This window comes from Marinarcus sediminis (SeqCode) (genome assembly GCF_048571275.1).
GTDB classification, from domain to species: Bacteria; Campylobacterota; Campylobacteria; order Campylobacterales; family Arcobacteraceae; genus Marinarcus; species Marinarcus sediminis.
Map to the genome: position 1 here is coordinate 562,056 of NZ_CP182357.1, position 14,524 is coordinate 576,579.

Sequence of the window (14,524 nt, forward strand, 5' to 3'; positions counted from 1 at the left end):
ACCCATTTAAAAAATTGAAGTACCCACTTTATAACTGCCTAAAGAGCTTTTTTTTGCATCAATAATATGAACAGCACAAGCCAAACATGGATCAAAAGAGTGTATGACTCTTAAAACTTCTAAAGGCTCTTTGGGATTGTTCAGTTTTATTCCAATTAAAGACTCTTCATAAGGGCCTCTTTGATTTTTGGCATCTTTAGGTGAGGCATTCCATGTTGTAGGTACCACCGCTTGATAGTTTTTTACCTTTTGATTCTCGATATTAACAAAGTGAGCCAATACTCCTCGTGGTACCTCATACACGCACCACCCTTGCGCATTTTTAGGCAAAGTATCAAAGCTGTACTTACTCCACGTTTGTTCATCATAATATTTGATGTTTTCAATGAGTTCATTCATAAAATCAAAAATAAACTCACAACAAATATTGGCCTCTATGGCTCTGGCGATATTTCTTCCAATAGTGGTACAAATGTCTTTGAGTTCTAAATCATTTTGTTGCAGAAAAGTATCCATATAGGGTTTAATCACAGGTGAATTTTTTAAATACCCTACAAGCATTCGAGATACAGGTCCAACTTCCATGGTCACTCCCTCATAACGAGGTGCCTTAATCCAAGAGTATTTCCCGCTTGTTTTTAAACTCCCATCTTCATTGATATCGGTATAAAAAGGTGTCGTGCTACCTTCAATAGGAAATACGGCTTTTTCATCGACATACCATGCGCGTGTTGCTTCTTCAGTTACGTTAGTTATATCAAACGATTCAATATTTTCAAAATCAAACCCTTTAATCACTCCTGCTTCAAAGAGTTGATTCTCTTTAGAAAAATCATATCCTCCCACTGCCATGAAATTTCCAACACCTAACCCATTGCCCGCATGTATATCCTCTTTATACACCTCACAGAGCATTTTTACATCAGGAAGATAGGCACGATTGATAAAATCATTGACCTCTTTTAAAATCAACATAAAATCATTCAATCGTGAAGAGTTGAGCATGTCCATAACCGAAGTAACTCCTCCCACAACCAAATATTGCGGGTGAGGCGTTTTTCCTGCAAAAATCGCAATGGCTTTTGAAATCTCTCTTTGAATCCTTAACGCTTCAAAATAGTGAGACATGTGGATTAAATTTTGTTCGGGCGTAAATTTATACCCTTCATGTCCCCAATAACCATTGGCAAACAGACCCAACCTTCCTGCTTTTATAAAATTGACCAACTTCTCTTTAACTGATTTTAGGTGTGCTTTTGAATTTCTGTAAGGTTCTGCCGAGTATTTTAAAGCCTCTTGTGTCGCTTTTTTTGCTTTGGCCTGACTGGCTGAAACCACATCCACAAAATCCAAAGAGTGCAGTTGATAATAGTGCACAATATGATCTTGTATAAACAAAGAGAGTGAGACCAAATTTCGCATGATGTGAGCATTTCTTGGTATGTCCATTTTATAGGCATCTTCAACTGATTCAATGGAAGCTCTGTAGTGAGAATGGGTACAAACTCCACAAATTCGTTGTGCAACAAGAGCTGTGTCTCTGGGATCTTTGCCTACAAGTATGGTTTCAATTCCTCGAAAAAGTTGCCCACTTGCCCAAGCTTCTTGAATGACATTGTTTTCATCAATTTCAACCTCTATGCGCAAATGCCCTTCGATTCTGGTAACAGGGTCAATGATAATCTTTTTTAAACTATTTTTTTTCATGACTGTTGGCATCCTTTAAAACTCTGTTATTAGCATATTCATCAAAGGCGATTTTCCCCTCACCACAAGCAAAACAACCATGACCACATGCCACTGGCCAAGAGGTGCCTTCATTGAATTTAACCAAAGAACAATTCAAATTGGAGTAAGGCCCTTTGCACCCCATATTAAACAGACACCACCCTTTTTTCGCACCTTCGTCTCCCCACTCTTGAACAAACTCACCCAAGTCATAATGTCCACGTCTTTCACAATTGTCATGGATTCGGTAACCATATGCAAAGGTGGGTCTGTTTTGTTCATCCAAAGAGGGTAACTCTGCAAACATCACATAGTGTAAAAGTGTTCCCACAATATTAATGGGATTGGTAGGGCAACCAGGAAGATTGATAATATCCTCTCTTTTTAAAGCTTCACGTACTCCCACAGCTTGTGTTGGGTTACTTCCAGAGGCAACCACTCCGCCATCGTAAGCACACGTTCCAACTGCCACAACCAAAGCGGCATCTTTGGCACATCGTTTTAAGAGTTCAATCCCCGTTTCTGCTTTTTCTCCAATACGAAGAAATTTTCCATCCAAACCAAGAGGAACTGCTCCTTCCACCAAAAGAATGTATTTGCCTTTCTCTTTTTCAATCAATTGCGATAACACACTCTCACTTTGTTCTCCGCTGGGTGCCATGAGTAACTCATGGTAATCCAAAGAGATAAAATCCAAAATCAACTCTTCTATTGTGGGGTGCGCTGATTTGATAAAACTTTCGCTGTTACCCGTACAATCGGATAACTCAATCCAAATAATGGGCAACTTATTTAAGTTCTTAAGCGCTTTATTGACACTGCTTTCATATTGGGGATGAAGCTTTAACTTTGCCGTAATCATTGAGACCATTTGATTGTACTCTTGGCTCATATCGTAAGATTTAATTGCGGATTCAAAGTTACTGGCATCCAGTTGATTTTGAGGGTGAAACTTGTTGAATTTTTCCAGTCGTTTTTGTACTTTTTGAAGTGCCTCTTGCTCTTTTTTGACTCGTTTTTCCTCTTTTATTTTTAGAGCGAGTTTAGGGTCAATGGGCGTATTTTCAATGATTTTTACAATGTCTTGTTTGCATCGTCCACAGACACGTCCTGCTTTTGTAAAAGGCGCTAAAGCATTAAAATTTTCTATGCAATTTTCTTGAATAATTTCAACCAAATCCAACTCATGAGTGGGTTTACAACTGCAGACCAATCGTCCTTTTTCGCTGACCAATCGATTGTCATACAGATAACTGGCATCAATGTTTTCATTATTTCGTATCATCTTTTTTAAATACATGACATCAATATTGGTATTGATTCCAATAAACCTCATCAGTTTATTGTTATTGATAATGTATTGGTCCACACGGTGATCTTTTTTGGAGGTCATGATGATTTTTTCATTATCAATATCATTCATATCATACTTTTTAGAGGTCACATCTGCAAGTAAAAAAGCACCCACTTTCAATGAATCAATAGCCACTTTGTGTTCAAACTCTTGATTAAGATTTAAAAGGGAAGCCACTGCCACATCACACTGATTAACACACTCTTTAACCCGTCTTGCAATAAAACCATCTTCTTTGATTTGGGCCGCTTCTCCTACAGCATAGATGTCATTTTCAGAAGTTTGCATACTGTTATTGACCAAAATCCCCTCATCGATTTCAAGACTTCCTTTAGCAAAATGAATATTAGGGGTAATGCCCACTCCAAAAATCACAAAGGGGTTATCAATCTCTTGCGTTTTAGTCACCACCTTAACAATATGATTGTTTTCAATTTGTGTGGAGACAATTTCATCCTTAAAAGAGAACTTGACTTTTTGATTGGATTCAAAGGTATTTTGGATTTGTTTAATTAACGCAATATCTAAATCTTTTGAATAAAGATATTCTCCCCTTGAAAGAATATGTATGGAAGCAGAGGTATTCATTTTTGAAATAATATCAAGCAGTTCTAAACAAATTGCACCCACCCCAACAAGCACTACGTTTCGATCAACAATGCCTTTGGCAATTTTTTGTGAATCGGCAATGTCTCTGAAAGCCGTTGCGTTATCCAAATTGTGTATATTAAAAAGTGTTTTGGGTTTAGAACCTGTGGCAATGATGAGTTTATCGTATTCAAAAGAAGCCGTTTTGGTGATGACCACTTTACTTTTGGTATAGATATCCGTCACCTCTTGATTGAGTTCCAATTTAACTTTGCTCTCAAGTGCCAGTTCAATATCTTCAATACCAAGAGATTGATTGACCAAAGAACACAGATGGATTCTGTCATAAGGTTTATAACTCTCTAAAGAGAGAATTTGAATATCGAGATTTTTTCTTTTTTTTAGCAGTTTATTTGCAATATATACTGCGCAAATTCCTCCACCTACAATGACTATTTTCATTCGATCAAAAGCTTTTTTACTTTTTTTCATATCATGCCTTTATCTTAAAGCGTTTTACATATTTCATTATACCTTAAGAGTGTTACTCAATGATTTCCTCATTATTTAACTCATAAAACTCACTTTGTTCCATGGCATTTTCACTGAAATACTCAATTTTATTTTCTGCTGTTTCAAGATTTTTCAATTTTGCAATATGAAAAATAGCATCCCCTTCTTGAACCAAAGGAATATCTGATTTTCCAATAATAACACCATCAAAAGGTGAAGTGATTTCAAAACTGTCGTTATCTAAAGGGGCATCAATATAGGCAATGATTTCATCTTTTTTCACCGTATCCCCTAACGCTTTAATGGTACGTATCATGCCACTTTCATTTGAACGTATCCATTGACTGGTTCTTGTAATAATAGGTATTTTAGGTGTTGTTTTTCTTAAAACTTTTGGAAACATCCCATTTTCTCTGAGCACATTCACAATGCCTTTAACCCCAATGCGTATTGAAGTTTCATCAAACCGAAGTGCTCCACCCGCTTCATAGAGTAAAATAGGAATACCTTTCTCTTGTGCTTCAGCTCGAAGTGACCCATCTCTTAACTCAGAATGAAGGATCACTGGGGCAGCAAATGCTTTGGCCAAATTAAACGTGAACTCATTATCAATATTGGTTCTTACTTGTGGAAGATTCGATTTGTGAATAGATGCAGTGTGCAAATCAATGCCCAATTGACACTTACTTACAATTTCATCAAAAAATATTTTTGCCACTCTGCTTGCCAGTGAGCCTTTTACACTTCCAGGGAAACTTCGATTTAAATCTCTTCTGTCAGGCAAATATCTTGAGAGTGTCATGATTCCATAAACATTGACAATGGGTACTAATATAATGGTACCCTTAACTTTGTTTAAAATATTGAGTTTTCTAAAACGTCTGATAATTTCAATACCATTGAGTTCATCACCATGAATGGCAGCACTGATAAACACAACGGGACCATCTTTTTTACCCCGTATGACTCTTACAGGAAGTTGCGTTGGTGTATTATATAACTTGGGCAACTCAAGATTGATGGTCATGTTACTTCCTCTTGGTACGTCAATCCCTCCTAAAATAAACTTTGAATTTGCCATTATGCTCCAATGTTATCTTTTTTTATTTTTCGTTTTTGAGGATTAAGTTCAGATTTTGGTTTTAAACTTTTTTCAATGTAATCCATTATTTTACCTGCAATATTAAAACCTGTAGATTTTTCAATGCCTTCAAGACCAGGCGATGAGTTAACTTCCATAACCAAAGGTCCTCTTGCAGATTCAATCATGTCTACACCACATACACCCAATCCCATCGCTTTTGCAGCTGCAATGGCAGTGGCTTTCTCTTTTCTTGTAAGTTTATGAGCAACGGCACTTCCCCCTTGATGTAAGTTTGATCGAAAATCTCCCTCAGCACCTTGTCGTCTCATCGCACCAACGACTTCGCCATTGACCACCAATGCTCGGATATCTGCACCCCCTGCTTCTTCTATGTACTCTTGAACCAGTAAGTTTACATCCATTCCATAAAACGCATCTAAAACTGACTTTGCTGCTTTTTCACTGTCAACAAGTACCACTCCCACACCTTGTGTTCCTTCCAATATTTTTAACACCAAAGGAGCACCACCACTTAATTCAATGACATCTTTTGCACTGGATTTATTTGAAGCAAACACCGTTCGAGGTAAATCGACTCCATTTTTTGACAACACTTGAAGACTTCTGAGTTTATCTCGACTTCGTGCAATGGCTAAATTTCCAGAAGTACTAAAAACATCCATCATTTCAAAGTGTCGAACCATAGCTGTTCCATAAAATGTTCGGCTTGCCCCAATTCTGGGTATAATGGCATCGGGTGTTGGCAATACTTTTCCTAAATAATTGACAACCAATTCACCTTTCATAATTTCAATTGTACATTTTAAATAATCAATAACTTTTACATCCCACCCTTTGGCTTCTGCTTCTTCAACCAATCTTGATGTTGAATAGAGCAATTTATTTCTTGATAATATATATACTTTCATAATATTCCTTTTATACTTTCTTTGTGAGATATTCTTCTTCAACGTCAACTAAAAAACGTGTTGATAAAAATTTTCGACCTATTAACATGGGATACTTCATATCGGAACGATTGGTTAAAGAGATAATGGTTTTATATCTTTTCCCAAAAAACAAAATACTGACTTTAATTGAGGGTCTTAACTGAACCGTACCGTTAGAGCTTTTTACTCTTTTAACTTTATATAAAGGTACTTTCATCTGTTTACCATGATACGATTGATGAACTTCATCGAGCAATTTAAAATGCACAAAGTTGTCATCATCTATAAAAATATCGTCACAGTGTAAGGCATTTGAATCTGCACCTGTATCTATTTTTGCATCTAAATCAAAGAGTTCTAAATCTAAAATTGAGACAATTTCTCTTCTTCCTATAATTTTCTTTCCAGACATATTTTTTCCTATTTAAAAAGATATTATATCAGAAAGTAGTTATTTTTTAATAGCTTGTTTTAGAGAAATAGTTTGTTCGTGTAGCCAAATTGTAATTGAAGAAAAAGGGAGTTAAAAAGAGCCTTTACTGGCTCTTTTTTTATTGTTTAAAATCTGTTTTTTACGAATGTTTTTAAGCGCAAACCACGCAATTTCTTCCATTGGCTTTTGCTTTATATAATGCGCTATCAGCTTGATATATTAATGTTTCTTCTGAGGTAGTCAATTCATATTGGGCAACTCCAATACTGATAGTAGCATGACCTATGCGATGAAATTCATACTTTTCAACGGCAAGTCTGAGTTTTTCAGCTAAAAGTTGCGCTTCACTTATGTTGGTTTCTGGCAAAATAATCAAAAACTCTTCTCCACCAAATCGTCCCACAATATCTGAAAGACGTACATTGTCAGATAATATTTTCGCTAAAGCAATTAAGGTTTCATCTCCTACTTGGTGACCATACACGTCATTGACCTTTTTAAAGAAATCAATATCTATAATCAGTAAACTGAGCGATTTTTTATATCTGTTTGCTCTTTCAATTTCAGTAACCATAACAGTGTCAAGTTGTCTACGATTATATAAACCTGTTAATTTATCAGTAACTGAGAGTTTTTCCAACTCTTTTTTAGCGGTCACATCAGTTCCTATTGACATATAAGAGTGCACATTCCCCTCTTCATCTTCAATGGGTATAATATTTTGTTCATACCAATAAAATGTGCCATCTTTTTTTTGATTTTTAACCAAACTGAACCATTTCTCACCTTTTTCAAGACTGTTCCATAATTTAACAAAATGCTCTTCTGGCGTATCTCGGTGTCTGAACATACTCATTTTTTGTCCAATAACTTCTTCTTTGCTGTAACCACACGATCTTAAAAAAGCTTTACTGACAGAAGTGATGATACTGCTTTTTTTTGTTGTTATGGTCAATACATAGTTGTCAATAATTTCAGCAAATCTTTTTAACTCACTATTGGAATTAACAAGTGCTTTTTGAAGTTTTGAAGGCACCAATGAAGCATACAAAGCAAGTGGAATACTGATTAGAATACTCAATAGCAGTACAAAGATGGTTGTTTTAATATTTGCCATAACCAAAGAGTATCGATACTCAGCTTTTGGTTTTAGTACAAATATAGCCTTATCTGTATTGTTCAAAATATCATTTAATGAAAAGGCATAAAAATCTTCACCTCTGCTTTCCCCATTTAAAATGGCTGAAGCTTGAGTTGGGAAATCATCGTATATTCTTCGACTGCTGTTGGTGTATTTTGACCATGAGTATTTATCCTCTGGGTGTAAAATAAAATAACCATCTTTATCCACGATGTAGTGTTCAAAAACAGTTGATTTTCTTACGCTGTCAAGAAGTTCTGTTGCTAAAATATTGATAATGACAGCACCTTTGAAGTGATTATCCACAAAGAGTGCTTTTGCCACTCTGATAGTAGGTCTAAAAGGAACCTCTACTTTCCCATTTTCAATATTTAAATCCAGTTTTGAGTGCCAAATTTGATCACTTTTTAAATTTTTAATTGTAAGGAAGTAGTCTCGTTTACTCTTGTCTTGAAGTTTCGCTTTTTCAACCACAAAAGGGGTGTCTTGCATATTGAGTCTGTCTATTCTTACTCTTTCGAAACCGTTCTCATCAAGAAAGCGTGTCTGCATAATATATTTATCTGTCATAGTAATGGCAAAAAATAGATTGATGAGATTCTCTTCTTTTTGTTTATCGGGATGCTTAATATACTCAATTAAACTCTTGTTGCTTGCTAATGCAACAACCAACATATCCATTTTATCAACAACTTGTTTGAGTGAAATGGTTTTTTTAATATACGCAATCTCTTGTGCACTTTTTTCAACATTTTCATCCACACCAATCATTTGAAGTTTATACCCAATTAAGGAACTAAAGAGGGTAATTACAATTCCAAAAATAATAAAATAGATTGAAAACATAAAACGAAACTTTTTCTGACTCATAGAGTTACCTTAAAGAATAATTTTTATTATGATAGTTAATCAAAACATAATACTTGTTTAATAAAGGGTTACTTATTTGAATAAAGTATTAATATAACATTAATACGACTTTATTGTTTTAAATTATGACTGTTAAAATACGCCTTATCTCTAAAATTTCTATTAGGTAAAAAAATTTATACCAATTTAAGCTTATTTGATTATTATTCCATTCACTCATTAATAGTTAATATGTTAACTTTTAATACAATAACATGATGAAGGAGTTGTAATGTCATTTAAATTAGATAATGTATTTGGGGTATTAATAGCAAATATCAGAAACAGTTTAAAAAATAATTTAGAAAAAGAGCTCATGAAGTACGATATCTCTGCTTCACAAAGTATTATTTTAAGACGATTGTGCGAAAAAGACAATTTAACACAAAAAGAACTCGCCGAAGATACCTACTTTTTACAGCCAAGTCTGACACTGCTCATCGATAAACTTGAAAGAAAAGGTTTAGTGCAAAGACAATCTAAACTCAATGATCGAAGAGCTTACAACATTTGTATCACTCAAAAAGGCAGAGAATTAGAAAAAATTTTAATCGATGCCAGCAATAAAGTTGAGAATGAAGCATTCCAAGGTATGGATGAAAATAACAAAACATTACTCATTCAAATGCTTAAAACTGTCTATTCTAACGTCAAGTAAACATTCATGCGTTTTATTTTATTTGCTCTTTTATTGACGGTTGCATTTACTGCTTGTGCACCAAAAGTTGTGACCTCAAATACACTTCTAAACAGAAAAATTGAAGCCGAACTTTTAAAAGATTTGAATGGTTTTTCCAGTAATGACATCTCATTAAAAAACGATTGGTGGAAAAATTTTGGGGATGAACAATTAAATGTCTTGATTCAAAATGCCATCAAAAATGCACCCACGTTAAAAGAACTCGAAGCCAAATATTCAAAAGCCAATAATATCATTAAAGCCAATCAATCGGCCAATTTACCTAAGGTTGATTTTAATGCAAGCGCTTCAAGACAACGATTCAGTGAAAATTATATCTTCCCAGAGCCTTTAGGTGGGAAATACTATGACTTTTATCAAACAGGGTTGAGTTTGGATTATGACTTCGATTTTTGGAACAGCCGAAGTTCCATCATTGCTTCATCAAAAAATGAAGCACTGGCTCAAAAAGCACTCATAAAAATGAAAGAGTTATCGGTTACCACCTCAATTGCAAAACTCTATATTTCATGGAATTATAAAATAAAGAAACTGCAAAGATTGAGAAGTTTGAAAAAACTGCTTTATGAAAAAAGAGAAATTTTGGAACATTTATACCAATTGGGATTGGAGAACAAAATCCGACTCAATGAGACTAATTCAAGCCTAGAAGAACTCAATCAAGCCATATATAAAAGCAAAAATGAAATCGAGGAGATTAAAACCTCTATTGGTATTATTGCAGGGTTATTCCCCTCTGAACTCGAAAGATTAAAAAACCCAAACATCTCAAAAGAGTATACGCTTTATATCCCTAAGGATATGCATTTGGACATCGTTTCACACCGACCACAAATAGCCATGGAAAAATATCTGTTACAAAGTAAAAGTGCGCTGATTGAAAATGCGAAATCGACCTATTATCCTAACATCAGTCTAAAAGGCTTGCTCCATTTCAGCTCATTTCCTTGGTCAAAACTCACCGATAAATCCTCCTTTGCACCCGAAGGTGGCGTCGCTTTCTCTTTGCCTATTTTTGATGGAGCTAAAAGAGATGCAAATTTAAATGCCAAAGTCAATGACTACAATGCGCATGTCTATAAATACAATGAAAGTGTTATTAAAGCGGTCAATGAAATTGTCAATTCACTGCATAAGTTAGATCTGTTAAAAGCAACACTGCAAGCAGAAAACAGCATATTAAAAAACAAAGAAAAAAACATTTTCATAGAAAAAGAGATTTATCAACTGGGATTAAAAAACAAACTTGACTATTTGGACTCAAAACTCCATCTTCAAAAAGAGGAACTGAAAAAAGTAACTTTACTCACTGAAGAGTTTGTTGAACACATCAATTTAATACAAGCACTTGGAGGTGGATACCAAGATAAGGCAGAAAATAATGGCAACAATAAGTAAAGCCGACATCACCACCGCTTTTGGCCAATGGGCAAATTTAGATTTGCCCATCTTTGTTTTTATTACCAAAGCCGTTTTGGCCTCACTGTTGTCGTTAAGTGCCTGCATGTACTTTAATTTAAGTATGCCACAAACTTCGGTATTTACGGTTTTTATTGTAATGCAACCTTTCAGTGGTATGGTTTTTTCAAAAAGTTTTTACCGACTCATTGGTACCATCATCGGCACCATCATAGCCATTGCCCTTGTGGGAGCATTTGCACAAGACAGAGTCTCATTTATTGCTGTTTTTGCCATTTGGATTGGTTTATGTGCGGGCATTGGTTTTATATCAAGAAACTTTATGTCTTATGGATTTGTACTTTCTGGATATACCATTGCGCTTGTAACCATGCCTACAATTGAAAACCCCTTAAACATATTTATTTTTGCTACGGACAGACTCTTTGAAGTGCTCATTGGACTTTTTTGTGCAAGTCTTATCAGTGAGGTTTTTTTTCCACAAAAGTTATCAAAAACACTTCTGAAAAGTGAAGAAAACAAATTCACGCTTATTGTCAATACCTTTGCAGATGCTTCAAATATTTTTGATATACATAAAGCTGCCATACACTATTCACGCGATATTTTAGGAACCGATGCCCTACGAATTAACAGTAATTTTGAAACCAATATGAAAAAACTTGACAAACTCTATTATAAAAGATTGAACTCAGAGTTCATGCACATCAGCACCACCTTTTTCTCTTTAAAAAATATCATCCACCATAACCAAGAAAAAGAGCTTTTTATAAAGACTTTACAAAAAATCTATGCCCCCATTGAACTGCTTTTGCAAAATTTTCAAAAACAAGAGATGACGCAAAAGAGTATTCATGCGTTAATTTTTGAGTTAAAAACAATAAAAAATGAGACCACGCATATCATTGAAAACGAAAAAAATGCATTAAATTTAAGTGACTTTGAGTTGATAAACGACTTTAATGCCATCTGCTCTTTGATGCAAAGATTAGAGAATGAACTGCTTGAATACTTCAGCACCTATGTTTTTTTTATCAACAATGACAAACAAATTATGCATCTTGAAAAATTTGCACAAAAATTAACATTTTCAGCCTACAGTGATAATGTCCTCATCTCCATGATGATTTTAAGAGGGGTATTGGCGCTTCTTTTTATGATGGGATTTTGGCTCATAACAGGGTGGCAATATGCAGTTTTTGCTGTTATGCCAGCTGTAGCGAATACTTTACTATTAAGTACTGCACCCAATCCAATAGGGGCAACCAAAGAGTTTTTTATTGGGTGTGCCATTGCACTAATATTAACACCTCTGTACAACTTTTATATCATTCCTATGTATGTGAATGATTTGCTCAGCTTTAATCTCTTTTTAACACCTGCGTTAATTTTAATTGCGCTGTTTATGATATTGCCGGGTAAAAATTTAATTGGTTTTGGAATTTTACTGATTTTTATCAATACCTGTGCCATATCAACACACTATAATACCACTTTTGTCTTTTTTGCCGACAATGCCATAGCAACAATTTTGGGGCTTTTGGTATCGGGTTCAAGTTTTATTCTGATTGATTTTGCTTCAACACTTTGGATTGAAAAAAGAGTAAAAAAAGCTCTTACTGCACAAATAAATATTTTGATTAAAGGGAAACTCTCCTTACAAAGAGTCAAATTAGAGAGTACAGGGTTTGACTTAATTCAACGATACACCACCTTAGGAAGATTAAACAGTGCCTCTTCCAACAAGGTTTTTAGCTGGTTACTCTCAACTTTGGAAATCGGGAAAGCCATCATTCATATAAGAGAGTTCTCAACACTTTTTGAACACGAAAAAAAACCTGCTCAAATAGCAAAAATATTGGAACAAATACGGGTATTTTTTGACGCAAAAAAATACTTCAGCAAAGAGGAACAAATGGCTCAAATAGGGCAAGAAATTGAAGCATTAAAAAACAGACACTGTCAATATGCCACCGATCAAAAGGCATTATCACAAATATGTTTGGAATTTTCAATGATCTATTCTTTGATGAAAAATACCGAACTTTTACCCGTAGGAGAAGAGCATTAATGAATGAAATTATCTCTGTATTTGGTGTACAAATTCCCGCCCTTGTTGCCATTTTTTTAATTGCAGGATTGATACAAGTTCTGTTAAACAAACTCTTAGCAGAACTTGAAGTTTACGATTTTGTGTGGCACCCAGGACTTTTTAGAACCGCCTTGTTTGTCTCCATTTTTTCAACTCTTTCGCTACTGATTTATAAATAAGGAAATCCCATGAAAAATAAAACCATAAAAATATTAAGATATATGATTACCTTTATTGTAGTAAGTGTTGCTGTGATATTAGGACTGACACTTTGGCATAACTATGTTGATTCAGCATGGACAAGAGACGGCAGAATCAGAGCCGACATTACCCTTGTCACACCCGATGTTTCAGGCATGATTAATGAAGTGTTTGTCAAAGACAACCAATATGTTAAAAAAGGTGAACCGCTGTTTGAAATCGACAAAAAAAGATTTGAAACCAATGTCCAAGAACTCAACTCCATTGTAAAAGTAAAAGAAGCAAACTATTTAATGACTCAAGCACAATATGAAAAAAGAGCCAAAGGAGACGACAGCATTATTCCTAAAGATATAAAAGACGATGCCAAATACAGAGCCATCATTGCACATGAAGAGCTCAATGAAGTCAAAGCCAAACTGGATATTGCAAAATTGGATTTACAAAGAGCAACCGTATACGCACCCACAAATGGCTGGATAAATAACTTGCTTTTGAAAAAAGGCGATTACATCAATAAAGGACAAAGTCATATATCTCTGCTCAATGAGAACAGCTTTTGGGTTTATGGTTATTTTGAAGAGCATAAAATACCAAAGATAAAAATAGGCGATGAAGCAAAAATGAACCCACTGGGAACAGATTTTATTCTAAAAGGTCACGTACAAAGCATAGCAAATGGTATCACTGACAGAGACAACCAAAGAGGAGACGGATTACTGGCAAATGTGAATCCCTCATTTACGTGGGTACGACTCGCCCAAAGGATACCCGTAAGAATTGCACTTGATGAAGTCCCAAAAGATTACACCCTAAGAGCAGGTACGACTTGTACCATTGAGATAGAGACGAAATAGTTATCTGCTTGGGTACTATATAGTTTAATTGGGTATTTTAGTGAAAAATATACAAAAACTGCCGAATTACTGCCGAGTAATAAAAAACAATGTTTTGGAAGCTTATCATATTTTAGGTAAGAATTGCGATAGAGTCATAATGGTGCGGATGAGAGGACTCGAACCTCCACACCGCGAGGCACCAGATCCTAAGTCTGGCGTGTCTACCAATTTCACCACATCCGCAGGTTTTTTTGCTAAAAAAAAGATTTAGGTAGACTAAATCTTAAAAAAATGGTACGCCCTAAAGGATTCGAACCTTTGGCCTACGCCTTAGAAGGGCGTTGCTCTATCCAGCTGAGCTAAGGACGCATATAAAAAAATGGGGTAGATAATGGGGCTCGAACCCACGACCCTCGGAACCACAACCCGATGCTCTAACCAACTGAGCTATATCTACCATTTAAAAAAATGGTCGGGGCGAGAGGATTCGAACCTCCGGCCCCCTGGTCCCAAACCAGGTGCGCTAACCAGACTGCGCTACGCCCCGACAAAACTAACTTTTATCTCAAAAAG

Annotated in this window: 11 protein-coding genes and 4 tRNA genes; 5 read left to right on the forward strand and 10 right to left on the reverse strand. The window is 35.3% G+C overall.

Features of this window, described 5'->3' with window-relative positions:
• Positions 1-6: 6 nt before the first annotated feature.
• The 6 genes from ACNI3C_RS02805 to ACNI3C_RS02830 form a co-directional block, all read right to left on the reverse strand.
• Positions 7-1,707 carry a nickel-dependent hydrogenase large subunit gene (locus ACNI3C_RS02805; RefSeq protein ID WP_419770732.1) on the reverse strand — a complete coding sequence of 567 codons (1,701 nt, stop codon included), beginning with the start codon at positions 1,705-1,707 and terminating at the stop codon, positions 7-9.
• Entirely contained in the window at positions 1,694-4,162 is a 2,469-nt protein-coding gene (locus tag ACNI3C_RS02810; protein WP_419770733.1) for a hydrogenase small subunit, read from the reverse strand. Before ACNI3C_RS02810 ends, ACNI3C_RS02805 begins: the two co-directional genes overlap by 14 nt.
• A gap of 52 nt (positions 4,163-4,214) precedes the next feature.
• A complete protein-coding gene (locus ACNI3C_RS02815; RefSeq protein ID WP_419770734.1) occupies positions 4,215-5,264 on the reverse strand; it encodes a succinylglutamate desuccinylase/aspartoacylase family protein in 1,050 nt (349 codons plus the stop codon).
• Positions 5,264-6,196, reverse strand: coding sequence for a 30S ribosomal protein S6--L-glutamate ligase (gene rimK / locus ACNI3C_RS02820; protein WP_419770735.1), 933 nt, complete (start codon positions 6,194-6,196; stop codon positions 5,264-5,266). The genes ACNI3C_RS02815 and rimK overlap by 1 nt, the downstream gene beginning before the upstream one ends.
• 10 nt (positions 6,197-6,206) lie before the next feature.
• Entirely contained in the window at positions 6,207-6,629 is a 423-nt protein-coding gene (locus tag ACNI3C_RS02825) for an ATP-dependent zinc protease family protein (RefSeq protein ID WP_419770736.1), read from the reverse strand.
• A gap of 172 nt (positions 6,630-6,801) precedes the next feature.
• The gene (locus ACNI3C_RS02830; RefSeq protein WP_419770737.1) at positions 6,802-8,661 is read right to left on the reverse strand and encodes a sensor domain-containing diguanylate cyclase; all 1,860 of its coding nucleotides are present in this window, start codon (positions 8,659-8,661) and stop codon (positions 6,802-6,804) included.
• Between the two features lie 271 nt (positions 8,662-8,932).
• Between ACNI3C_RS02830 and ACNI3C_RS02835 the strand changes: the two genes are divergently transcribed.
• The 5 genes from ACNI3C_RS02835 to ACNI3C_RS02855 are packed head-to-tail and all read left to right on the forward strand — an operon-like array spanning position 8,933 to position 13,969.
• Positions 8,933-9,358: a MarR family winged helix-turn-helix transcriptional regulator gene (locus tag ACNI3C_RS02835; RefSeq protein ID WP_419770738.1), complete on the forward strand. Its 426-nt coding sequence runs from the start codon at positions 8,933-8,935 to the stop codon at positions 9,356-9,358.
• Between the two features lie 6 nt (positions 9,359-9,364).
• The gene (locus tag ACNI3C_RS02840; RefSeq protein ID WP_419770739.1) at positions 9,365-10,798 is read left to right on the forward strand and encodes an efflux transporter outer membrane subunit; all 1,434 of its coding nucleotides are present in this window, start codon (positions 9,365-9,367) and stop codon (positions 10,796-10,798) included.
• Positions 10,782-12,890 (forward strand): FUSC family protein, encoded by a 2,109-nt coding sequence (locus ACNI3C_RS02845; protein ID WP_419770740.1) that lies wholly within the window; start codon positions 10,782-10,784, stop codon positions 12,888-12,890. The genes ACNI3C_RS02840 and ACNI3C_RS02845 overlap by 17 nt, the downstream gene beginning before the upstream one ends.
• On the forward strand, positions 12,890-13,090 hold the full coding sequence (locus tag ACNI3C_RS02850) for a DUF1656 domain-containing protein (RefSeq protein WP_419770741.1): 201 nt from the start codon (positions 12,890-12,892) through the stop codon (positions 13,088-13,090). Before ACNI3C_RS02845 ends, ACNI3C_RS02850 begins: the two co-directional genes overlap by 1 nt.
• A gap of 9 nt (positions 13,091-13,099) precedes the next feature.
• On the forward strand, positions 13,100-13,969 hold the full coding sequence (locus tag ACNI3C_RS02855; RefSeq protein ID WP_419770742.1) for an HlyD family secretion protein: 870 nt from the start codon (positions 13,100-13,102) through the stop codon (positions 13,967-13,969).
• Positions 13,970-14,109: 140 nt separating this feature from the next.
• On the opposite strand, the gene ACNI3C_RS02860 is transcribed toward ACNI3C_RS02855, so the two are convergent.
• The 4 genes from ACNI3C_RS02860 to ACNI3C_RS02875 all read right to left on the reverse strand — a co-directional run bounded on the left by ACNI3C_RS02860 (position 14,110) and on the right by ACNI3C_RS02875 (position 14,498).
• Positions 14,110-14,194 (reverse strand) — tRNA-Leu (locus ACNI3C_RS02860).
• Positions 14,195-14,243: 49 nt separating this feature from the next.
• Positions 14,244-14,320, reverse strand: a tRNA-Arg gene (locus ACNI3C_RS02865).
• An 11-nt stretch (positions 14,321-14,331) separates the two neighbouring features.
• Positions 14,332-14,408: transfer RNA gene (locus tag ACNI3C_RS02870), tRNA-His, on the reverse strand.
• A gap of 12 nt (positions 14,409-14,420) precedes the next feature.
• Positions 14,421-14,498, reverse strand: a tRNA-Pro gene (locus tag ACNI3C_RS02875).
• Between the last annotated feature and the right edge of the window lie 26 nt (positions 14,499-14,524).

Bases quoted from the DNA above. Each gene is read 5' to 3' on its own strand.
- ACNI3C_RS02805 (WP_419770732.1), bottom strand. From the start codon at position 1,707: ATGAAAAAAAATAGTTTAAAAAAGATTATCATTGACCCTGTTACCAGA.
- ACNI3C_RS02810 (WP_419770733.1), bottom strand. From the start codon at position 4,162: ATGAAAAAAAGTAAAAAAGCTTTTGATCGAATGAAAATAGTCATTGTA.
- ACNI3C_RS02815 (WP_419770734.1), bottom strand. From the start codon at position 5,264: ATGGCAAATTCAAAGTTTATTTTAGGAGGGATTGACGTACCAAGAGGA.
- rimK (WP_419770735.1), bottom strand. From the start codon at position 6,196: ATGAAAGTATATATATTATCAAGAAATAAATTGCTCTATTCAACATCA.
- ACNI3C_RS02825 (WP_419770736.1), bottom strand. From the start codon at position 6,629: ATGTCTGGAAAGAAAATTATAGGAAGAAGAGAAATTGTCTCAATTTTA.
- ACNI3C_RS02830 (WP_419770737.1), bottom strand. From the start codon at position 8,661: ATGAGTCAGAAAAAGTTTCGTTTTATGTTTTCAATCTATTTTATTATT.
- ACNI3C_RS02835 (WP_419770738.1), top strand. From the start codon at position 8,933: ATGTCATTTAAATTAGATAATGTATTTGGGGTATTAATAGCAAATATC.
- ACNI3C_RS02840 (WP_419770739.1), top strand. From the start codon at position 9,365: ATGCGTTTTATTTTATTTGCTCTTTTATTGACGGTTGCATTTACTGCT.
- ACNI3C_RS02845 (WP_419770740.1), top strand. From the start codon at position 10,782: ATGGCAACAATAAGTAAAGCCGACATCACCACCGCTTTTGGCCAATGG.
- ACNI3C_RS02850 (WP_419770741.1), top strand. From the start codon at position 12,890: ATGAATGAAATTATCTCTGTATTTGGTGTACAAATTCCCGCCCTTGTT.
- ACNI3C_RS02855 (WP_419770742.1), top strand. From the start codon at position 13,100: ATGAAAAATAAAACCATAAAAATATTAAGATATATGATTACCTTTATT.